This is a genomic window from Pelosinus fermentans JBW45, from assembly GCF_000271665.2.
Classification (GTDB): Bacteria; Bacillota; Negativicutes; order DSM-13327; family DSM-13327; genus Pelosinus; species Pelosinus baikalensis.
This window is the reverse complement of sequence record NZ_CP010978.1, coordinates 4,722,005-4,742,373: the sequence shown is the minus strand read 5'-3', so window position 1 is coordinate 4,742,373 and position 20,369 is coordinate 4,722,005. Positions and strand designations below refer to the sequence as shown.

Below are 20,369 nucleotides of genomic sequence, written 5' to 3'. Positions count from 1 at the left end.
AAAAAATAGTAAGGGGGATTTTGTAATGGCAAAACGAGTATTAGTATTATGTGGCAATGGGGTGGCAACTTCTACTGTGGCTTGTAAAAAGATTCAGGATTATATGGCAAATGCCAACGTTCGTTGTGAAGTAATTCAGGCAAAAATCGGAGAACTGGCTTCGTATGCTGATAAAGTGGATGTAATAGTCTTAATGGCCATGGGAGCAACACTTCCTGATACCGTAAATACACCTTTGATTAAAGGACTTCCTTTTCTCACAGGCATGGGACTAAAAGAAACCTTAGAAGAAATTAAAAAGCACTTACAATAACAAAAATAGTAGGGAGGGATAAATATGGAAATGATTGCAAGTTATTTTAAAATAATATTTGATATTGGACCTAATGTAGTACTCCCGTTTTTTATATTTTTATTTGCCTTGGCGTTAGGGACTAAAGCCAGCAAAGCCATTCGAGCAGCTATTTTCATTGCCATTGCGCTGATTGGTATTAAAATGGTTGTTGCCTTTATGGGTGATAATTTAGGGCCGGCGATGAAGGCGCTTTCCAAAAACTCAGGGCTCAAGTTGGATGTTATGGATGTGGGCTGGGGTGCTGTTGCAGCAGCTATCTGGGCTACGCCTATGGGGGCCATCGGCATTCCCGTATTGCTAATCTTTAATCTAGTATTACTTTATTTCCGCGTGACTAAAACGTTAATGGTTGATATTTGGAATTACCATCATTTGATAACTGCTGGTGTCTTAACCTATTACGCAACCGATAATGTATATCTTGGATTTGCGGGAATGATGCTGGCTGCTTTCATAACCTGGTTGACAGCTGACTGGGCTGCTCCTTTCTTGCAAAAATTTTATGGACTGCCAGGAATCTCGATGCCAACCTTGTCTTCTATATCTGAGTTGGTCATCGCAGCGCCGATCAATGAGTTATTAGATCGTATTCCTGGTGTGAAAAATATTCGCGGTAATTTTGATTCGGTGAGGAAATACCTCGGTTTATTTGGCGAACCTGCAGTACTGGCTGTCATCATTGGACTGGTTATCGGAATCATGGCTAAATATTCAATAAAAGATTCCTTAAATTTGGCGATGAACTTAGCTGCTGTTATGATTATTCTACCTAAAGTAGTTGCTATTCTAATGGAAGGTTTAATGCCAATACAAGAAGCTAGTAGTGAATTTTTGCAAAAACATCTTGGAGGCCGGGAGATATTTCTTGGTTTGGATTCAGCGATTTCAATTGGGCATCCTTCCGTTTTAACCGCAGCATTAATTTTAACTCCATTTGTATTAGTATTGGCAGCTATTTTGCCAGGAAATCAGATGCTCCCTTTTGCAGATATTACAGTCATACCTTTTCGGATTGCTTTTGTTGTGGCACTGGTTAACGGCAATGTATTTCGTACCTTGGTTATCGGTGCAGTTGTATTGGTACAAGTACTATTGTGCGGTACTGTAACTTCTCCTGTTTTGACCAAAATATTTTTAGCCGTAGGTGGCAAAATGCCAGAAGGGGCTGTAGGCGTTGCCTCTTTCTCTGGTGGTTCCTTATTTGTTACCTATGCAATTATGCAGACTTTATCCTTTATTTTGAGCGGTGTGATTATTTCCGCAGTAGTTTTTGGCCTCTTTTTATTAGTGGCAAAATCCCAGCAGCGCAAAGCAATTAAGTTAATGGAAGATGAAGAAGAAAACACGTATGCTGCGATACAAAACAAGTCTACACCGCTATAAAGAAGACTTGATTCAGATGGAGTCTTAGAGCGACTTGGTCATCGGATAAACAATAAGAAGAAAGGAGTGGAGTTCATGCATGCTGTATTGGAACATGTGACTGAAAATGGTGTAGTAGCCATTCTGCGTGGTGTTGATCCTAGCATACTTGTGCCCCTCGGACAAGCATTGGTAGACGCTGGTGTAGGGGCAATTGAAATAACATTAAACAGTGAAGGTGCACTTCAGGGAATCACGGCGCTCAAGGAAGCAATCGGTAAAAAATTGCCAATTGGTGCTGGGACAGTCATGACAGGCGAAGATGCTCATGCTGCGATCAAGGCCGGTGCGACCTTTGTGCTAACGCCGCACCTTGCCCAAGAAACACTAGCTGTTTGCTGCCAGGCCAAAATTCCCGCAGTAATTGGTGTAATGACACCGTCAGAAGCTGTAAGAGCCTATGAGTTGGGCTGCGAAATGGTGAAAATTTTCCCGGCAGCATCTATCGGGGCTAACTATTTTCGGGAACTTCGTGGTCCATTACCCCAGATTGCAACTATGGCAGTTGGTGGTGTGAACAAGGATAATGCTGTAGAATTTATTAAAGCTGGTGCAAGGGCTGTCGGTGCTGGCGGTCAGCTCGTTGATTTTGCCGCTGCCGCGCGAGGAGATTGGGAAGCGGTCAAGCGTAAAGCCAATGAAATTGTTGTTGCTGTTTATGCGGCTAAAAACAAATCTTACTAAGTATGATTATTTTTATTTTTTGGCAGTTCACCTTGATTCGAAATAAAAAAGACTAAGGCATCTGCCGATGTCTAGGGACTTGGCAGATGCCAAGTCTCTTTTATTTTTAACTATAAAAATAAATGGATGTGGGTGTAGATGGTATCGACAGTAAGACCGCAGAGCGAAGAGAAGAATAAGCAAAAATAAATTAAGCACTGATCTTGGGATCAATGCTCGATCGTGGAGTCAATAGTTCTTATGAGTATCAACGTTTATTGAGAAGTGAAATTCTATTTACAGTAAGTCCCCGTAAAGGAAATTTCTGGGAATGAAATATGATTGAGTTAAGTGACTATGAATATGTTTCAAAAAGACATAGCTAGTTTTATTTTTAATAGGAAGTATGAGAACTGGCACCTTTTTTAAGGTTGTCAGTTTTTTTATAATAATTAAAAGGAATTTCGATAATTTTCGAGAAAACGAGAAAGATTAAAGAAAAGCAGTAATAGCATGGAAAGAAAGGATAGTTTTGATGATAAATGTATATAATCGCAATTTTATGCAGGGAATGTGGCAAATTACCAAGGCGTATTGGTTTTCAGAAGAAAAATGGAAGGCTAGAGCACTGTTAGCAGTCATTGTTGCTCTTAACTTAGGACATGTTTATATATTCGTGCTGATAAATGAATGGAATAATACCTTTTATAATACACTGCAGAATCATGACAAAGATGGTTTTGTAAGTGCGATAGGCACTTTTTGCATTTTGGCAGCTTCTCATATCATTGTGGCTGTTTATGTGCTTTACTTGCAGCAATTCCTTGAAATTAAATGGCGTCGCTGGCTTACTGCAGAATATCTGCAAACATGGTTGCATAAACGAGCTTATTATCAGATGCAGCTATTGGATCATCATACGGATAATCCTGACCAGCGAATTAGTGAGGATTTGAAGCTGTTTGTTAATTTGACACTAGGCCTTTCCATTGGGCTTTTAAAAGCTGCCGTGACCTTATTTTCATTTATGTTTATTTTATGGAATCTTTCTGGCTCTCTGACGATTCCTATAGGGCAGACGCAAGTTACTATCCCGGGCTATATGTTTTGGGTTGCGATTTTTTATTCGGTAGCTGGTAACTGGTTAACCGTTAAAATTGGTAAACCCCTGGTGGATCTTAATTTTAGTCAGCAGCGTTATGAAGCTGATTTTCGTTTTAGTTTAATTCGTTTGCGGGAAAACAGTGAGAGTATTGCTTTGTATGGCGGAGAGGTACAAGAGCAAGCGAAACTGACAGAGCGTTTTCAGATGGTATTTGATAATTTTAAGGCGGTAATGTTACGGCAGAAAAAACTAACCTGGTTTACGTCAGGTTATGGCCAAATTGCTATTATTTTCCCTTTGGTTGTTGCGGCCCCACGCTATTTTAGCAATCAGATGCAGTTAGGTGGATTACTTCAAATATCTGGGGCTTTTGGCAAAGTACAAGACTCGTTGTCATTTCTCATTGAGAGTTACTCCAGTTTGGCTCAGTGGCAGTCCGTCGTTAAACGTTTACTAGGCTTTAACCAGGCTATGAATCGTGTAGAACATATCGCAGACCAGAAAGTGATTGGTGTAACCTATGGTGCTGACCCATCCTTACATGTGCACCAACTGCAAATTGATTTACCCAATGGGGAAGAACTGCTTAAGGACTTACAATTAACAATTCATAAGGGGGATTCTTTATTAATTATGGGTCCTTCTGGCTGCGGGAAAAGCACTCTCATGCGTACTCTAGCCGGTATTTGGCCATTTGGACAAGGCAGTGTTCGTATTCCAGCAGAACAGAAACTTTTATTTTTGCCCCAGAGATCCTATTTACCTCTTGGAACCTTACGAGATTCTGTATTGTATCCTTACAAAGAGGATTTTGCAGCGGATGAAAAAATTCGCAGCGTTATGGAGCATTGCAAATTAGAGGATCTTGTTGATAAACTTGACCAAGTTGAGGATTGGTCTCATGTTCTGTCTTTCGGTGAACAGCAAAGAATAGCCTTTGTACGGGCTATATTGCAGCAGCCAGACTGGTTATTTCTTGATGAAGCAACTTCAGCAATTGATGAAATAACAGAGGCTCATTTATATCAATTGCTGCATTCCCAGCTTAACTATACAACGATTATTAGTGTTGGGCATCGCAATACCTTAGTGAATTATCACAAACGTAAACTGATAATCGACGACACGGGTAGCTGGCGCCTTGAATAAAAGGGCATAGTTGGAGTAATACGAAGCTGCAGTTTGGAGGAAAATATGGAAATTCGAAAATTAACCTTTACAGCCTTATTTATAGCGATTGGCGTTTTTTCCGCGCATTTGGTGTATATTCCGATTGGTATTGCAAAGTGCTTTCCGGTACAGCATGCAATTAATGTTTTATTAGCAGTGCTTTTGGGAACGCGTTATTCTGTCAGTGCTGCCTTTAGTATATCTTTATTGCGCAATATTCTTGGTACTGGATCGTTGCTGGCCTTCCCAGGAAGTATCTTGGGATCCGCATTGGCAGGTATTTTGTATAAGAAGACCAATCACATTGCGGGTGCTATTGTGGGTGAGATTGTTGGTACCGGAATAGTAGGAAGTCTTGTGGCCTTTCCCATAGCAAAATATATTATTGGTTCTGAGGTCGGTGCTTTTTTCTTTGTGCTTCCGTTTCTAATTAGTACAACTGGGGGCAGCTTGATTGCCTATGCACTGTACCATACCCCCATTAAAACACTCTTTCATGGAAGAGTAGGATAAAACATAAAATTGTGACGGTTCTATGCATTCTAGAAAAGAAAATGAGAACTCCCGGAAAGATCTTTGGGGAGTTCTCATTTTTGATTAATAGCTTCTTAGTGATAAGCGCCGCTGTTGATAGCGGGCCAATATGGAAAGAGCATAATTAAAGACAAAGTAAGTTACCGCTATGGCAGCGAAAATAGTAAAGACTTGAGCCGTGGTACCATATTGTCCCATGATGATCATGCCCTTTCCTGTTAGGTCTTCAATGCCCACTGCCCAGACAAGAGAGGTATCCTTAATGACTGTTGTAAATTGGGATACTAGAGGAGGTATCGTATTGCGCAGTGCCTGAGGTAACACAATATAAATCAGTGTTTGTGTGTAGGTAAATCCTTGGGATTTGGCTGCTTCCCATTGCCCTTTGCCTACGGAATTCAAGCCGCCACGGACAATTTCAGCAATCATTGCAGTTGTAAAGATAGTCATGGCAACAATACCGGCATAAATAGGAGGAAGTTTTGTCATGAAGCGAACCGCCAAAATAAATAATAATAAAGGGGTATTTCGTACGACTTCGACATAAAAGGAAGCTGCCTGACTAAGGGGAGTATGATTGGAATGTCGGGCTATGCCTAAGATGGTTCCTAAAATCATGCTCAAAACAATGGAACTGATTGCAATTTGCAATGTCGTTAAGAGACCAGCTCCGAGAAAACTAAGCAGTTCCCATTGCAACAATTCTTCAATCATGATGATACCTCCAATTTGCGTTCCATGCGTTTGGCAAAAGAAGCCAATGGAAAACATAATGAGAGATACAGTAAACCGGTTACCACATAAGAAGGGCCATAGTAAAGATTATTACTTGACCAAGAATCCGCATGGTACATAAGTTCACCACCTGCAACCATGGCTAATACGGAAGTATTTTTGATTAAATTCACAGCTTGGTTGGTCAGTGGAGGATAAGAAATTCGTTTGGCTTGGGGCAATACGATATGAATCATTGCTCCCCAATAGGAGAATCCTTGGGAATAGGCGGCTTCCAATTGTCCTCTTGGTACAGATTCCACACCTGCCCGAATGACTTCTGCAATATAGGCACCATGGTAAACACCTACGCCCAGCACTCCCACAACAAAGACAGGCAACATAATCCCTAGATGCGGTAAGCCATGGTATAAGAAGAAAATTTGAATAACTAAAGGTGTATTTTGAATAAATTCTACATAAACCCGATTGAGTAGTTTAAATAGTTTTACATGTGATGTACCCAAAAGACCAAAGAAGATTCCTAGGCCTAAAGCCAACGTTAGTCCTAGGGCTGATAAAAGAATGGTCTGAACAAAACCTTCGGCAAAGACAGACCAATCATTGATCAGCGCTAACCACTTGAATCCAGCAAAAGGTCCTGGCACTATTTAAGTCCCCATTTTTGCATCAGCTTATCTAGTTCACCTGATTTTTTCATATCGTTTATGGTATCGTTTACTACTTTAGCTAATCCTGCGTTGGCTTTTTTGCTTGCTACTCCATACTCTTGTGGTGTGAAGCGATCATTTAAAATTACAGTGGTATCATCTAAGTAACCATATAAAATAGCGCCATCTACACTAAAACAATTAATACGACCAGAGTCAAGAGCTGTTTTGATTTCTGGATACGTACCAAATTCTAAGAATTTAACCTTAATGCCTTGTTTATCCGCTGCCTCTTGAATGGCTTTTTTACTGGTAGCACTTTGAGCAACACCAATTGTTTTATCTGCTAAGCCTTTAAGATCGGTAATGCCGGAATCTTTCTTGACCATTAAAGCAACACCGTCTGTGAAATAAGGATCAGAGAAATTGTAACTTTGTTTACGTTCTTCTGTAATGGTAAAGGTTGCAATGACTAAGTCAACTTCACCATTGTCAAGTAAAGGACCGCGAGTTTTGGCAGTAACTCCTTGTGCTTCGAATTTTTTCTCGTCACCGAGAATCTTCTTGGCCAATGCTCTTGTTAAGTCGATTTCAAAACCGTCAATTTGGCCCGTTTTAGGATCTTTAAAACCAAATTTCGGTACATCAACCTTAACGCCTACTTTTAATGTGCCGCGATCCTGTATCGCTTTGACTTCAGGAGCTGTACCCGTTCCACCTGCTGCAGGCTTGGAATCTGTTGTGCTGCCGCAACCAGCAACTGCTAGGGCGATGAACATCATTAAACTAAGGATAAGAACATATAATTTTTTCATTTTTAATAACCTCCATATATTTTTTATGAATCCGTTATGTTTAGCGAAGAATGCGGCTTAAAAATAATTTCGTACGATCATGTTCTGGGTTTGTAAAGAAATGCTCTGGAGAACCCTTTTCAAGTATTGTGCCTCCATCCATAAAAATAACCTGATCTGCTACTTGTTTGGCAAAGCCCATTTCATGAGTAACAACTACCATGGTGATTCCTTCTTTTGCAAGGTCAACCATTACATCCAATACTTCTTGTATCATTTCAGGATCAAGAGCAGAAGTTGGTTCATCAAAGAGCATAACCGTAGGACGCATGTTAAGGGCGCGAGCAATGGCAACCCGTTGTTGCTGTCCTCCAGAAAGCTGAGCCGGATAGGCATCTGCTTTTTCGCGTAAACCAACTCGTTCCAAAAAAGCGAGACCTGATTCACTTGCTTCGTCACGGGAGATTTTTTTTATGAGCGTTGGCGCTAATGTTAAATTTTCCAGCACTGTCTTGTGAGGATATAGATTGAACTGTTGAAAAACCATTGCTACAGACTCTCTAACTTTAGTAATCGGCGCCTTAGGTGCCGTGATGTCGACACCGTCAACTACGATCTGACCCGTGCTTGGCGTTTCTAATAAGTTCATGCAACGGATTAAGGTACTTTTCCCAGAACCGCTTGGTCCAATGACAACGACTTTTTCACCGCTGTCTACGTTGAGATTAATATCCTTTAAAACATGTAGTGGACCGAAAAATTTATTGACTCCTTGTACTTTAATCATCAAATACCCCCTTTCTTGAAACAAATCAAAGCCGTGCCCTCATAGGTATCCCTACAAGTGCACGGCGTCATTGCCAATTATGTTTATGAAATTTGTAGTTACAGTATATCATTAAAAATAGACGTTGTCATCACCTAAATGCAGAAAATGTTTTTTCAGGAGAAACATAATTGCTTAATGTTTTGAAAATGCATAAAAAAAGCCCTTACTAGTGAGGGCTTTGGCAGGGTATTTTGCAGTGGCTGGGGAATGTAATAATAAATAGGCAGTCACTTAGGATGTAGAAACAATATAAAATAAATTGTGAGGTGCATCTATCTATGTCGATTCACTCCATGGCAGGGAAAAAAGCTCCTAAAAGCATGTTAGTCAATATCCCACGTTTAGTTAGTGCCTACTATATTAATAATCCGGATGTCAATATTCCAGGGCAGCAAGTTGTTTTTGGAACTTCTGGGCATCGAGGAAATTCACTGCAATCCAGCTTTAATGAACAGCATATTTATGGGATTACCCAGGCGATCTGCTGCTACCGCAAAACCCAAAATATTACGGGTCCGCTGTTTATTGGCTTTGATACTCATGCCTTGTCTGAACCTGCTTTTATTTCGGCAGTAGAAGTTTTAGCGGCTAATAACATAGAAACCTTCATTGCTAAGGATATGAATTATACCCCGACACCGGGCATTTCTCACGCAATTCTCAAATATAACAAAGGCAGAAAAGAAGGGCTGGCCGATGGTATTGTCATTACGCCTTCTCATAACCCGCCGGATAATGGCGGCATTAAGTACAATCCTCCTAATGGTGGACCAGCGGATACTCATATTACCAAATGGATTGCTGATAAAGCTAATCAAATCTTACTAGAGGGCAATCAAAAGATCAAACGCTTACCTTATGAAAAAGCGTTAAAAACAACTTATGTACATGAATATGATTTTATTACGCCTTATGTGAATGATTTAGAACAGGTAATTGATATGAAAGTGATAAAGGCTTCCGGTCTGAAGTTGGGGGCTGATGCTCTAGGTGGTGCGGGTCTTGGTTATTGGGCACCCATCGCAGAAACCTATGGTCTTGACATTGATGTAATCAATGGGTATCCCGATCCTACTTTTGGCTTTATGAATGTAGATGCAGACGGGAAAATTCGCATGGATTGTTCGTCTCCTTATGCCATGGCCGGGCTTATCGATTTAAAAGAAAAATATGATCTCGCTTTCGGCAACGACCCAGATTTTGATCGTCACGGTATTGTTGCTCCCAGCGTTGGTTTAATGAATCCCAATCACTATCTATCCGTAGCCATTTCCTATTTGTTTCAAAACCGTAAGGGATGGCGTGAAGATGCTGCTATTGGTAAGACATTGGTCAGTTCTTCGATGATTGACCGCATTGCTGCCAGTCTAGGTAAAAGACTTGCGGAAGTCCCTGTGGGTTTCAAGTGGTTTGTTGACGGACTCGTTGATGGTTCCTTTGGTTTTGGCGGTGAAGAAAGTGCTGGAGCATCTTTTCTCAGAAAGGATGGTACTGTCTGGACAACAGATAAGGATGGTATTATTCTGTGCCTATTAGCTGCAGAGATTACTGCGAAAACTGGCCGAGATCCAGGGCTGCATTATCAGGATTTAAGTGAGAAGTTTGGAGCGCCTGTATATGCACGCATCGATGCTGCTGCGAATACGCAGCAGAAGACTATATTGTCGAAGCTCTCACCAGAGCGGGTCAAAGCGCAAACATTAGCCGGGGAAATCATTACGGCGAAGTTGACTAAGGCACCTAGTAATCAAGCCGATATAGGAGGATTAAAGGTTTGCACCGAGAATGGCTGGTTTGCAGCAAGACCATCCGGAACAGAAGAGGTGTACAAAATATATGCCGAAAGCTTTAAAGGGGCAGACCATCTCAAGCAAATTCAAGAAGAAGCAAAAGAAATCGTTAATGAAGCTTTCAAAGCAAGTAGTATTTAAGTGCGAAGAAGATGAGATTTTATGAAACAAAGGCACAATGCGGCTAATGCGGTTAAGCCCTTTGTGTCCTTTGCGTCTTTGTGGTTCCATTCGCTTTATCGGTTTTTTAAAGAATATTTAGTTGATGACATGTTATAAATGAAATGATTGAGATCATATATATTTGGACAAGGGAGAGACAGCATGCTGCACAAAAGGAAGTTATTTCAAAGCATTGGTATCTCTTTTATAGGAATTGTTCTTCTTATAGCTTCTTCTATGATGCCGTTTTTAGAGCAGCCTTTGGCAGCTGCCGCTGGGGTAGATCATGTTACCCTTACTTGGGAGTCCGATCCTAAAACAACCCAGACTATTACCTGGAGAACAGAGGAGACGGAACTTGCGGGGCAGGTGCGTTATGCCCAGAGGGAATTAATTAAGTCTTTTCCTCATAATGCCCGAATCATAGATGCCAAGATGGAGACATTAGTCACGAATCGGGAAAATATGAATATCCATTCGGTTACGCTAATGGGTTTGAAGCCTGGTACACGTTATGTATATCAAATCAATGAAGGCAGTGGATGGGGGGAAAATCGTACTTTTTCTACACCGCCAGCAAAGAATGAGGGATTTAAATTTTTGGTATTTGGCGATTCCCAGAGTATTAACTATGAGGTTTGGCGTACGACTCTGCAGCAGGCATATCAGACTAACCAAGATGCGAAATTTTTTATTAATGTGGGAGATTTAGTCGATGTAGGGCAGGATTATGCGCAATGGGATGCATGGTTTAACGCGAGTCAAGGGGTCATTGATCGGATTCCAGCAATGCCTTTGACGGGTAATCATGAGAACTATACACCAGAAAGGCGCTTTTCACAGCCTGTATTATTTACGGCTCAACTCAAAGTCCCTGTTAATGGTCCTGAAAGTCTTAGAAGGCAAGTTTATTCTTTCGATTATGGGGATGTACATTTCGTTATGTTAGATAGTCAAATCGGCGAACAAGTTCAGCTTATTCCCGAAATACTAGAAATACAGAAAACTTGGTTAGAGCAGGATCTGGCAGCAACGGATAAAAAGTGGAAAATTGTTTTTTTACATAGACCACCATACCATAACAAGGTGGGAGGAGCTAATTCCAGGATTAAAAGAGCTTTTGTACCTATCTTAGATAAATATCATGTGGATGTGGTCTTTTCTGGTCACGAACATAATTACGCCCGTACCTATCCTATATATGAGGATCAAGTGGTAGATAGTCCGGGCAAGGGGACGATCTATGTAACGACTGGGCGAAGCGGCACCAAAACCTACAATGATACGGCAGCAAGTGAATGGGATGCATTCTTTTATAATCCATTGGATGAACCAAATTATCTTGTAGTGGAGATGAAAAATCAGATTCTACATGTAAAAGCATATAAGCAAAGTGGTGTGTTAATTGATGCTTGGTCCATTGATAAGAATATAAAATTCCAATAATACACGATGTAAAGAACCAAAATTCCTTTATGAGATTTTGGTTCTTTATTAATTTTAAGCCCTTTGTGTCCTTTGCGCCTTTGTGGTTCGATTGTTTTATATGTTTTAAGAGGATATATCAGCCTTTTATAAATAATTTGAGCAAGATAGTAAAAGAAGTGGGCATTCTATTAGGCCTTTTGGAGCAGGATATAAATTAAGATTTGGATAATCATAAAGAGAGACTTGGTCAGCGAGTTAGAGTTAAGTTAAGGAAGAGCATACAATTGCCTTTGGCAATAGCGATAGGGAGGACAAGTATGGAAGCATATGAAAAGATTCATCAATTGCATCATCTGATCGAAACAGGAACAGCAGCCGATTTGCCAGGACCTTATAAAGTGGGAGTAGATTTGGGAACGGCTGATGTGGTACTGGTGGTGACTGACAGCCAGGGGAATCCTGTAGCTGGAAGCCTGCGCTGGGCATCGGTGGTGAAAGATGGTTTAGTTGTTGATTTTAGGGGAGCGACGACGATTGTTGAAGAACTAAAGGTTGAGGTAGAGAACATTATGGGGATTACTCTAGAGAAAGGTGCAACGGCCATTCCGCCAGGTACAGTAGGGCGTAATGCCCAGGCTTGCGGACATGTGATTGCAGGGGCGGGGATCGAACCTATCTGCCAAGTGGATGAACCAGTGGCAGCAGCTAAAGCTCTAAATATCGGTCATGGTATCGTGGTGGATATTGGTGGCGGAACTACAGGGATTGCTGTATTAAAGAACGGAGATTTAGTTTTCACCGCTGATGAGGCAACAGGAGGTACTCACATATCTCTGGTGCTGTCTGGAGCATATAAAATTACCTACGAGGAAGCGGAAGTTCTTAAAAAAGATGTATCCCAGCATCGACGCATCATGCCGGTTGTTTTACCTGTTATTGAAAAGATGGCAACGATTGTAAAGAACATGCTGGCAGAATATGATGAATATCAGGATTACCCTGTATATGTGGTAGGCGGTACCGCTTATCTGACTGGTTTTGGTGAAGAATTTAGCAAAGCTTTCGGACGTAAAGTACACGTTCCCCCTCATCCTTTGTTAGTTACGCCATTAGGAATTGCTATGTTTGGTTAAAACGACATAATATTACAAAAAGATTAAAAAATGGCAATAATGTGCAATAATGAAGCTAAAAAATTCTCAAGGAAATCATGTTGTCTTTGTCGAAAATTATCATTAAATAAAAAACTGAAAAATTAGAAAATGGAGGCAAAATCCATGACAAAGGTGACAGCAGTAAAACAGCCTTTAGAAGATTTTAGTAAAGTCAAGTTAGTAGATATTATTGATGTAAACTTTTTGCAGACCTTTCAGGATAACTTTGCCGAAGCTGTAGGGGTAGCCAGTATTGCAGTTGATATTGAGGGGAAGCCCGTCACTACTCCCAGCAATTTCACAACATTCTGTATGAAACATACGCGGGAATCGAATGTTGGGAACAAACGCTGTATGGAATGTGACAGCAAAGGCGGTGAAGAGTCCGCCAGAACAGGCAAGCCAGCGATTTATGATTGTCATGCTGGTTTAGTTGATTTTGCAGCTCCTATTATGCTGGAGGGTAAACAGATCGGGACGATATTAGGCGGACAGGTTTTGACTTCTGCTCCAGATGAAGGAAAATTTCGTCAAATAGCCCAAGAAATCGGCGTAGATCCTGACGAATATATGAAGTCGTTAAGTGAAATCAAGCAAGTGCCTAGAAAAAGCGTGGAGGCTGCTGCTCATGTCTTATATTTAGTTGCCAATACCCTATCGAAAATGTGGTATCAGCAAAGTAAATTAAGGAATATGGCTGGTATTATTAATGATAGTGTGATTCAAATATCAGCTACAATGGAAGAGCTGGCAGCTTCTGCAAGCGATGTTAGCGTGAATCAAAGTTCCTTGAATACAGAAATAAATAACGTAAATGTAGTATCAGGGAAAATTAATGAAGTGATGGATTTTATCAAAGAAATTGCTGATGAAACCCGTTTGTTAGGACTAAATGCAGCAATCGAGGCAGCCAGAGCAGGCGAAGCAGGTCTCGGTTTTGGTGTGGTGGCACAAGAAATCAGAAAGCTCTCCGGGGATTCGAAACAGACAGTGGGTAAAATTAAAGAATTTACTACCATTATTCAGCAATCCGTAGATAAGACCGTTGCTATGGGAAGTGCTACCAGCTCAACCGTAGAACAGCAGGCGGCTGCCATTGAGGAAGTAACCGCTAGCATTGAAGAAGTAACTGGCATGGCGGAAGAGTTATATGCCTTAGCTAATGATATGTAAAAGTGTAGTTACTGATTTAGGGCTAGGAGATGATGGTATGGCACGTGTACAAATGGTTGTTTTTGAAATGAATGGTACTGAATTTGCCCTAGAGGCAGCAACAGTACATGGTATTATTAGAGCGAATCGAGTCAATATTCAGGTGGTCCCGGGTACCTTGGGCAATATGGAAGGTATGATAAATTGGAGAGATAATGTTCGATATGTTTTTAACTTACGCAAAAAATTAAAGTTAGAAAACCAAGTAATAAATGATGAAAGTAAGATTATTATGGTTCAGACGAATGAGCGTATCGTAGGATGCTTAGTGGATGAAGTAACGGACATTGTGGTATTTAATTCCGAAGAGATCGAAGCTGCGCCCTCTTTTATTCAAGAAGCAGAAAGTAAATTCATAATTGGAATTGGCAAAGTGGAGGAGCGTCTCATTGTTATGTTAGATATGGATCATTTATTGACTGGAGTAGAGATTAATGGACTTGCATTAGAAAATTTGCAGAACTATGTTCCTGCATAAAACATATAAAACAATCGAACCACAAAGACGCAAAGGACACAAAGGGGGTTATTTATATTTTTTGCTTACAAAATTTATCTAAATTCTAATGGAATAAACAAAAAGATGGCAGCAGTTTGTTATGAACTGCTGCCATCTTTTTGTTTATTCATCTTTTACATTCTTATCTTGTTTAAGAGCGCCCGGTCCGTCATGTGCGACAGGTACCTCTGCATCGCCAAAGGTTTTCATATCATTTAAAACATGTAATGAGGCATTGAGTAAGGACATTCCTAATGCAGCACCCACTCCTTCGCCTAAGAAGATGTTGAGATGAAGGTAAGCGGGAATGCCAATTAAGTCAAGGCTGGCTTTATGTGCAGGTTCTGGGGGGCAATGAGAACCAATGAGATAGTCTTTTACTTGAGGAGCTAATTTTACCGCAAGTAAGGCAGCAGTGCTGGTTACAAGACCATCTAAGACGATGGCAGCACCGCCTGAAGCTGCACCTAGGATAACCCCAACCAGTCCAGCAATCTCAAAGCCACCCAGCTTACTTAATACATCAATTGGATCATGAATATTTGGAGTATTCACGGTAATGGCGTGACGAATGAGTGCAAGTTTTTTATTAAAAAGATCGCTAGAAGAATCTGCAGTCTTTCCCACCAACTCAGTCAGCGGGCTTTGGCTGTAGCAGGCAATGATAGCAGTACTGGAAATCGTATTGGCGACTCCCATTTCGCCTAATCCTAGGACATGAGAACCTTTTTTAATAGTTTCAGCAGCGACTCTAATGCCAATCTCGATTGCCTTTATCGCTTCTTCCCGAGTCATTGCAGGACCATGATTTATGTTTTTAGTTCCATAGGCGATTTTTTCATTTCTTACCAAAGGAAGAGGCGGTACGTTGGCAGCAATACCCATATCTACAAGGAGTAAATCGGCAGCAACATGGTCAGCGAAAATGTTGACTGCGGCGCCGCCTTGTGAAATATTATGAATTCTTTGAAGGATCACTTCTTGTTTAGAAAAAGCGCAAGGTTCTTCTGCTGCTACCCCATGGTCTGCTGCCATGATGATAATACTTTTTTTTAGGCTGCGCGGTCTAGGATTATAAGTAATACCGGAAAGCTGACGTGCCAAATGTTCAAATGAATATAAACTGTTTAGAGGTTTGGTTAAGTTATCAAGGCGTATTTGGCATTTTTCCATCGCGATTGTATCAAGTGGTTTAATTAACGAAATCGTATCTTGCATCATAAGTGAGACCTCCTGTTATCAACAAATTATGCTTCCTTTTTACCAGCAGAATCTTCATAAGAAATCATACCAGCCAGCATTTTAATAGAAGCACCCAGCATATCGACTACTATAGACGCACCAATTGCTTCTCCTAGCCGAATTCCCATATCAATGCACGCTTCTAGGCCAAGAAACTTTAGGGCAATGCGATGAGCAGGTTCACCTGATAAATGAGAAGGCATAAGGTAGTGGGGGACCATGGGATGAAGAGCGTTGGCAATCAACGCAGCGGCAGTTGTATTAAGACCATCAATAACAACCACACAGCGATTTGCAGCAGCACCCAGTATAACTCCTGCTAAAACCCCTGTTTCAAAACCTCCGATTTTTGCCAGAACATCCAGTCCATCTTGAGGATTTGGCTGATTCACAGTAAGTGCCTGGCGTACCATATCAATTTTAAAGACAAGACGGCTGTCTGAAATGCCAGTGCCGCGTCCTGTAGCTTGTTCGGGAGTAATATTGGTAAAGGCTGCTGCAATTGCTGCGCTGGAAGTGGTATTGCCGATACCCATTTCACCCAGGCTGAAACAACTGTAGCCAGCACGCACCTTTTCATTCACGATTTCGATTCCAATTTCCAGGGCTTGAGTGGCTTCTTCCCGTGTCATTGCTGGACCTTGCGTGAAGTCCTTTGTCCCATAGGCAATTTTACGATGCCATAGCCCTTTAGTATCAGATAGGTCAGCGGCAACCCCGGCATCTACTACGACCATATCAGCACCGCTAAAGTTTGCAAAAGCATTAGCGCTGGCACCTTTGGCACCCACATAATTTTTAGTCATTTGCAGTGTAGTTTCTACAGGATAGGCACTGATTTGGTTGCGAGCTACGCCGTGATCGGCGCAGGCGATAACCATGCATGTGCGAGGCACTCTAGGGAGTTCTTCTTTTCGAATACCAGCGTATTGCTTTACCATCTCTTCCAGACGGCCAAGACTGTTTTGGGGTTTAATCAATGTGTCTAATCGTAATTGAACCGCTTCCATGACTTTTTGATCTAAAGGGGCAATTTGCGAACATGTTTCGAATAATAAACTCATAGTAACCTCCAATTGTCTTTGTCACCATTAATGCAGAAAAAAGGGCTTTTTCGGAAATTAATACCAAAAAAGCCACCAACTGTTGATTTTTGCGCTGAGATAGCAACGCTATATTTATAATCATTGCCATTATATCAAGTAAAATCATTACTCGTCAATGCTGAAAATGCGTCACTATTAAGCGTTTTTTAGTAGTTTTAGCCCTAAATCTGTTACAGTTTGGAGATCTTTATTAGCTCCTCGTCCTTGTGTAGTCAGATAATGACCGATAAGCATGCCATTAACTCCGGATAAGAATCCTAGAGGAACTAATTCTCCAAGATTATGTTCGCGGCCGCCAGCATAACGAATGATTTTTGTAGGCAGAATCATTCGGAAAATAGCAAAGGTCTGCAGAATTTCCATTGGGTTCAGTTTTTCTTGGTTTTCCAGCGCGGTTCCTTTAATGGGATTCAAAACATTAATGGGCACGGAATCAACATCCAATTCTTTTAATGTAAAGGCCAATTCAATACGCTGACGCCAAGTTTCACCCATGCCAATGATACCGCCGGAACACACTTCAATGTCAGCAGCTTTCACTCTTTTAATTGTATTTACACGCTCTTCATAGGTATGAGTTGTACAAATTTCACTAAAATGACTTTCGCTGGTTTCTAAATTATGATGATAACGCGTAATACCAGCTTTTTTGAGTGCGGCTACATGTTGTTCTTGCAAGGTTCCTAAGGAACAGCAACGTTGAAGAGTTGTTTCCTGACCGATTTTTTCAATTGCTGCTGTAATTTTCTCAAAATCTCGATCACCTTCCATGCCACATCCCGAAGTAATCACACAGAAACGGTAGGCAGAATCTTCCTCTGCTCTTTGGGCTGCCTGGACAATTGCATTTTCATTCATGAGTGGGTACACATCTACTTCTACATCATGATGGGCAGATTGGGCACAAAATTTACAGTCTTCCGTACAGTTTCCTGAACGAGCATTCAGAATTTGGCAAGTATCTACATAGGATCCCGTAAACTTTTCCCTAATTTTATTTGCAACGCCAAGTAGTATGGGAATATCACTTTCTTCAATGGTTGTTAAGGACAGGGCCTCATCGAAGGTAAGCTGATTACCTTCTAATATTTTTTTCCCTAGAGAAAAAATTAAATCATAGTTGTCCATGTTGATTCCTCCTAGTATTCTTTGTGTACTCTCAAAAATAGCCATGTAATTTACGAGAGTTATTTGTTTTTTACAGTAGCGCAGGAATTAACCCAGCGTCTTGTACCATCTGAAAATCCGCCACTGTGTTACGACCTGTAAAGGTTAAGTAATTGCCAATAATAAGACCATTTGCTCCAGATAACATCAGGTGTCCCTGCATATCACGCAAGCTTATTTCTCGACCGCCAGCAGGACGGATGATTTTGTCAGGGAAAATAAAACGAAAAATAGCAAAGGTTTTAATAATATCAAGGGGAGAGGGAGGCGTAACATCTTCCAGAGCAGTACCTTTAATAGGATTGAGAATATTGATGGGAATGGAGGCAACATCCAGGCTCTTTAAGGCAAAAGCAAAATCAATGCGATCCTGCCAGCTTTCTCCCATACCAATAATACCTCCGGTGCAAAGCTCCATGCCAGCAGCTTTTGCCGTCTGAATGGTATTGACACGTTCTTGATAAGAGTGGGTTGTACATACCGAGGGATAGAAGTTTTCGCTGGTTTCTAAATTGTGAGCATAACGCTTGACGCCGGCAGATGCCAGCATGCGTGCCTGCTCTAGACTAAGTGTGCCAAGATTAGCACAGACCTTTAAGCTGGTATGGTTCATAATTACCTGTATTAACTCTAAGATCTTTGGAAAGTCAGGGTCACTGTCCATACCCTTGCCGCTGGTGACAATGCTAATCCGTTTTGCCCCTTGTTCCTGAGCCTTTTGCGCTGCTGCAGCAATTTGCGCAATGTCTAATAAATTATGTATAGGCGCCTTCGTATCGTGATAAACGGATTGGGCGCAAAATTTACAGTCTTCAGAGCACATCCCTGAGCGGGCATTTACAATGCCGCACATATCAACGTTTTTACCAGAAAATTGGATACGAATCTTATTAGCAAAAGCAGAAAGTAAAGGAATGTCTTCATTCATTATAGTAGTGAGCTGTAATGCTTCTTCATATTGAATTTGATGTCCCTGTAATATTGACTCTCCCAGAGTCATAATTTCATGATAGTGCACCCTAGCAGCCTCCTTTCACTCAATATATGCATTTTATAAATCATGAAAAATAAATGTTAACGATAAAAATAATAATGGTTAACGATACTGTTATTTTACTATTAAATTTAAAAACTGTAAATGACATTTTTGTATGATAAGGGAAGCAATGCAGAAAAAGATAATAAAGTTTTTCCATAAAACATCTTTATTTAATAAAACCAGTTCGCAGATATTGACACAGAAAGGGAAATTGCATTATTATGGAAAGATAATGAGAATTGTTTTCAATAATGAAATGGTTCTTACGAATATGTAGTAAATAATTCGGTGGAAGAATGGGAAATATCATACCGTTTGAACATCATATTTTCAGTCTTATGTGCTTAAAGAGGAGGAACAAATCTTGGTAAGTAAGCTTCGGTTCGTTTTTCTAATACTATTAATGATCCCCCAAGGCATTATGTTTTGGATGGCATTTGATTCACCTTTACGAGGGAATAAATATATTAATGAAATTGAGGCTCTATCGTTAGCAAGTGCATTATTCTTAATTTTGGTAATGCCTAGCTTAGTAGCGGACTGGCTAATTGGCAAACATTTAAATAGTATGCGTCAATTATGTTCCAGAGTGAAACAAGGAAATTACCAAGAACTTTTGTCGCTCCCTAATGAAGCAAGAGATGAAGAGGACAATATACTCACTCTTATGCGAGATATGAATTGGATGGCGAGGCAGATCGAATTTAGGGAGAAGGCTCTCAGGCAGGCCGTTGATGATTTGCAAGAGTCTCGTAGCCGTATGCAAGTTATGGCAATGACAGATCCTTTAACTGCGATTGCAAATCGGAGATGTTTTTTTGATACGTTAGAGCGACATTTTAAAGCGTTAGTATGTAATTATCATCCGATTTCATTGCTTATTTTTGATGTTGACTTTTTTAAAAAGGTCAATGATAATTATGGTCACCAGACGGGTGATATTGTTTTGCTGGAGCTGGCAAGGATTATCCAGGAAAATAGTCGAGACGGCGATTTGGCTGCTCGTATTGGCGGAGAAGAGTATGCTCTATTATTACCGGAAACGGATTCGCAACAGGCTGTAGGCATTGCCAGCAGGATTCATAAGAATATTGCAAATCATGATTTTATATTAAATGAAAATCAGCACATCTCGGTGACAGTATCCATTGGCATTTGTACAATTTCTCAATTTTTGTGCTACTTTGATAAAGAAAAATTATATAATTACGCAGATCAAGCACTTTATTATTCGAAAAAGGTTGGAAGAAATAGTGTTTCCATTTATGACCCTGATAGTCATTTGATTCATAAGGTTGCTTGAGCGTAGTGAC

19 protein-coding genes are annotated in these 20,369 nt (G+C 40.7%); 11 read left to right on the top strand and 8 right to left on the bottom strand.

Annotated features, from left to right (window positions below; genetic code table 11):
- The first annotated feature begins 25 nt into the window (after nucleotides 1-25).
- From JBW_RS21055 to thiW, 5 genes are all read left to right on the top strand, one after another.
- Nucleotides 26-313, top strand: a complete 288-nt coding sequence (locus JBW_RS21055) for a PTS sugar transporter subunit IIB (RefSeq protein ID WP_007960220.1) — start codon at nucleotides 26-28, stop codon at nucleotides 311-313.
- A 24-nt stretch (nucleotides 314-337) separates the two neighbouring features.
- Nucleotides 338-1,738, top strand: coding sequence for a PTS galactitol transporter subunit IIC (locus JBW_RS21050; RefSeq protein ID WP_007960222.1), 1,401 nt, complete (start codon nucleotides 338-340; stop codon nucleotides 1,736-1,738).
- Nucleotides 1,739-1,813: 75 nt separating this feature from the next.
- The gene (locus JBW_RS21045) at nucleotides 1,814-2,461 is read left to right on the top strand and encodes a bifunctional 4-hydroxy-2-oxoglutarate aldolase/2-dehydro-3-deoxy-phosphogluconate aldolase (protein WP_007960224.1); all 648 of its coding nucleotides are present in this window, start codon (nucleotides 1,814-1,816) and stop codon (nucleotides 2,459-2,461) included.
- 514 nt (nucleotides 2,462-2,975) lie between these two features.
- Nucleotides 2,976-4,694 (top strand): ABC transporter ATP-binding protein/permease, encoded by a 1,719-nt coding sequence (locus tag JBW_RS21040; RefSeq protein WP_007960225.1) that lies wholly within the window; start codon nucleotides 2,976-2,978, stop codon nucleotides 4,692-4,694.
- Between the two features lie 45 nt (nucleotides 4,695-4,739).
- Nucleotides 4,740-5,228 carry an energy coupling factor transporter S component ThiW gene (thiW, locus tag JBW_RS21035; protein ID WP_007960227.1) on the top strand — a complete coding sequence of 163 codons (489 nt, stop codon included), beginning with the start codon at nucleotides 4,740-4,742 and terminating at the stop codon, nucleotides 5,226-5,228.
- Nucleotides 5,229-5,312: 84 nt separating this feature from the next.
- Here the strand turns inward: thiW and JBW_RS21030 are convergent, their stop codons facing one another.
- The 4 genes from JBW_RS21030 to JBW_RS21015 are packed head-to-tail and all read right to left on the bottom strand — an operon-like array spanning nucleotide 5,313 to nucleotide 8,215.
- The gene (locus tag JBW_RS21030; RefSeq protein ID WP_007960229.1) at nucleotides 5,313-5,963 is read right to left on the bottom strand and encodes an amino acid ABC transporter permease; all 651 of its coding nucleotides are present in this window, start codon (nucleotides 5,961-5,963) and stop codon (nucleotides 5,313-5,315) included.
- A complete protein-coding gene (locus tag JBW_RS21025; RefSeq protein ID WP_007960238.1) occupies nucleotides 5,960-6,631 on the bottom strand; it encodes an amino acid ABC transporter permease in 672 nt (223 codons plus the stop codon). The genes JBW_RS21030 and JBW_RS21025 overlap by 4 nt, the downstream gene beginning before the upstream one ends.
- Entirely contained in the window at nucleotides 6,631-7,449 is an 819-nt protein-coding gene (locus tag JBW_RS21020; RefSeq protein ID WP_007960240.1) for a transporter substrate-binding domain-containing protein, read from the bottom strand. The genes JBW_RS21025 and JBW_RS21020 overlap by 1 nt, the downstream gene beginning before the upstream one ends.
- Before the next feature lie 40 nt (nucleotides 7,450-7,489).
- Nucleotides 7,490-8,215, bottom strand: a complete 726-nt coding sequence (locus JBW_RS21015) for an amino acid ABC transporter ATP-binding protein (protein ID WP_007960242.1) — start codon at nucleotides 8,213-8,215, stop codon at nucleotides 7,490-7,492.
- Nucleotides 8,216-8,535: 320 nt separating this feature from the next.
- Between JBW_RS21015 and pgm the strand changes: the two genes are divergently transcribed.
- The 5 genes from pgm (at nucleotide 8,536) to JBW_RS20990 (ending at nucleotide 14,481) form a co-directional block, all read left to right on the top strand.
- Nucleotides 8,536-10,188: a phosphoglucomutase (alpha-D-glucose-1,6-bisphosphate-dependent) gene (pgm, locus tag JBW_RS21010; RefSeq protein WP_007960244.1), complete on the top strand. Its 1,653-nt coding sequence runs from the start codon at nucleotides 8,536-8,538 to the stop codon at nucleotides 10,186-10,188.
- 183 nt (nucleotides 10,189-10,371) lie between these two features.
- Nucleotides 10,372-11,655, top strand: coding sequence for a purple acid phosphatase family protein (locus JBW_RS21005; RefSeq protein WP_007960246.1), 1,284 nt, complete (start codon nucleotides 10,372-10,374; stop codon nucleotides 11,653-11,655).
- 299 nt (nucleotides 11,656-11,954) lie between these two features.
- A complete protein-coding gene (gene eutJ, locus JBW_RS21000) occupies nucleotides 11,955-12,770 on the top strand; it encodes an ethanolamine utilization protein EutJ (protein ID WP_007960247.1) in 816 nt (271 codons plus the stop codon).
- A 144-nt stretch (nucleotides 12,771-12,914) separates the two neighbouring features.
- Complete coding sequence (locus JBW_RS20995) at nucleotides 12,915-13,964, top strand: PocR ligand-binding domain-containing protein (RefSeq protein WP_007960248.1); 1,050 nt, start codon at nucleotides 12,915-12,917, stop codon at nucleotides 13,962-13,964.
- Nucleotides 13,954-14,481 (top strand): chemotaxis protein CheW, encoded by a 528-nt coding sequence (locus JBW_RS20990; protein ID WP_235334085.1) that lies wholly within the window; start codon nucleotides 13,954-13,956, stop codon nucleotides 14,479-14,481. Before JBW_RS20995 ends, JBW_RS20990 begins: the two co-directional genes overlap by 11 nt.
- Before the next feature lie 144 nt (nucleotides 14,482-14,625).
- Here the strand turns inward: JBW_RS20990 and cobT (JBW_RS20985) are convergent, their stop codons facing one another.
- From cobT (JBW_RS20985) to bioB (JBW_RS20970), 4 genes are all read right to left on the bottom strand, one after another.
- Nucleotides 14,626-15,723, bottom strand: coding sequence for a nicotinate-nucleotide--dimethylbenzimidazole phosphoribosyltransferase (gene cobT / locus JBW_RS20985; protein ID WP_007960252.1), 1,098 nt, complete (start codon nucleotides 15,721-15,723; stop codon nucleotides 14,626-14,628).
- A gap of 26 nt (nucleotides 15,724-15,749) precedes the next feature.
- On the bottom strand, nucleotides 15,750-16,808 hold the full coding sequence (cobT, locus tag JBW_RS20980) for a nicotinate-nucleotide--dimethylbenzimidazole phosphoribosyltransferase (protein ID WP_007960253.1): 1,059 nt from the start codon (nucleotides 16,806-16,808) through the stop codon (nucleotides 15,750-15,752).
- 177 nt (nucleotides 16,809-16,985) lie between these two features.
- Complete coding sequence (gene bioB / locus JBW_RS20975; protein WP_007960256.1) at nucleotides 16,986-17,978, bottom strand: biotin synthase BioB; 993 nt, start codon at nucleotides 17,976-17,978, stop codon at nucleotides 16,986-16,988.
- 70 nt (nucleotides 17,979-18,048) lie between these two features.
- Nucleotides 18,049-19,035: a biotin synthase BioB gene (bioB, locus tag JBW_RS20970; protein ID WP_007960258.1), complete on the bottom strand. Its 987-nt coding sequence runs from the start codon at nucleotides 19,033-19,035 to the stop codon at nucleotides 18,049-18,051.
- Between the two features lie 385 nt (nucleotides 19,036-19,420).
- Here bioB (JBW_RS20970) and JBW_RS20965 point away from each other — a divergent pair, with 385 nt between their 5' ends.
- A complete protein-coding gene (locus JBW_RS20965) occupies nucleotides 19,421-20,359 on the top strand; it encodes a GGDEF domain-containing protein (RefSeq protein WP_007960266.1) in 939 nt (312 codons plus the stop codon).
- The last annotated feature ends 10 nt before the right edge of the window (nucleotides 20,360-20,369 follow it).

Bases quoted from the DNA above. Each gene is read 5' to 3' on its own strand.
- JBW_RS21040 (WP_007960225.1), top strand. From the start codon at position 2,976: ATGATAAATGTATATAATCGCAATTTTATGCAGGGAATGTGGCAAATT.
- JBW_RS21020 (WP_007960240.1), bottom strand. From the start codon at position 7,449: ATGAAAAAATTATATGTTCTTATCCTTAGTTTAATGATGTTCATCGCC.
- cobT (WP_007960253.1), bottom strand. From the start codon at position 16,808: ATGAGTTTATTATTCGAAACATGTTCGCAAATTGCCCCTTTAGATCAA.
- thiW (WP_007960227.1), top strand. From the start codon at position 4,740: ATGGAAATTCGAAAATTAACCTTTACAGCCTTATTTATAGCGATTGGC.
- JBW_RS21055 (WP_007960220.1), top strand. From the start codon at position 26: ATGGCAAAACGAGTATTAGTATTATGTGGCAATGGGGTGGCAACTTCT.
- bioB (WP_007960256.1), bottom strand. From the start codon at position 17,978: ATGGACAACTATGATTTAATTTTTTCTCTAGGGAAAAAAATATTAGAA.
- JBW_RS20995 (WP_007960248.1), top strand. From the start codon at position 12,915: ATGACAAAGGTGACAGCAGTAAAACAGCCTTTAGAAGATTTTAGTAAA.
- JBW_RS21030 (WP_007960229.1), bottom strand. From the start codon at position 5,963: ATGATTGAAGAATTGTTGCAATGGGAACTGCTTAGTTTTCTCGGAGCT.
- JBW_RS21045 (WP_007960224.1), top strand. From the start codon at position 1,814: ATGCATGCTGTATTGGAACATGTGACTGAAAATGGTGTAGTAGCCATT.
- JBW_RS21015 (WP_007960242.1), bottom strand. From the start codon at position 8,215: ATGATTAAAGTACAAGGAGTCAATAAATTTTTCGGTCCACTACATGTT.
- JBW_RS21005 (WP_007960246.1), top strand. From the start codon at position 10,372: ATGCTGCACAAAAGGAAGTTATTTCAAAGCATTGGTATCTCTTTTATA.
- pgm (WP_007960244.1), top strand. From the start codon at position 8,536: ATGTCGATTCACTCCATGGCAGGGAAAAAAGCTCCTAAAAGCATGTTA.
- eutJ (WP_007960247.1), top strand. From the start codon at position 11,955: ATGGAAGCATATGAAAAGATTCATCAATTGCATCATCTGATCGAAACA.
- cobT (WP_007960252.1), bottom strand. From the start codon at position 15,723: ATGATGCAAGATACGATTTCGTTAATTAAACCACTTGATACAATCGCG.
- JBW_RS20990 (WP_235334085.1), top strand. From the start codon at position 13,954: ATGATATGTAAAAGTGTAGTTACTGATTTAGGGCTAGGAGATGATGGT.
- JBW_RS21050 (WP_007960222.1), top strand. From the start codon at position 338: ATGGAAATGATTGCAAGTTATTTTAAAATAATATTTGATATTGGACCT.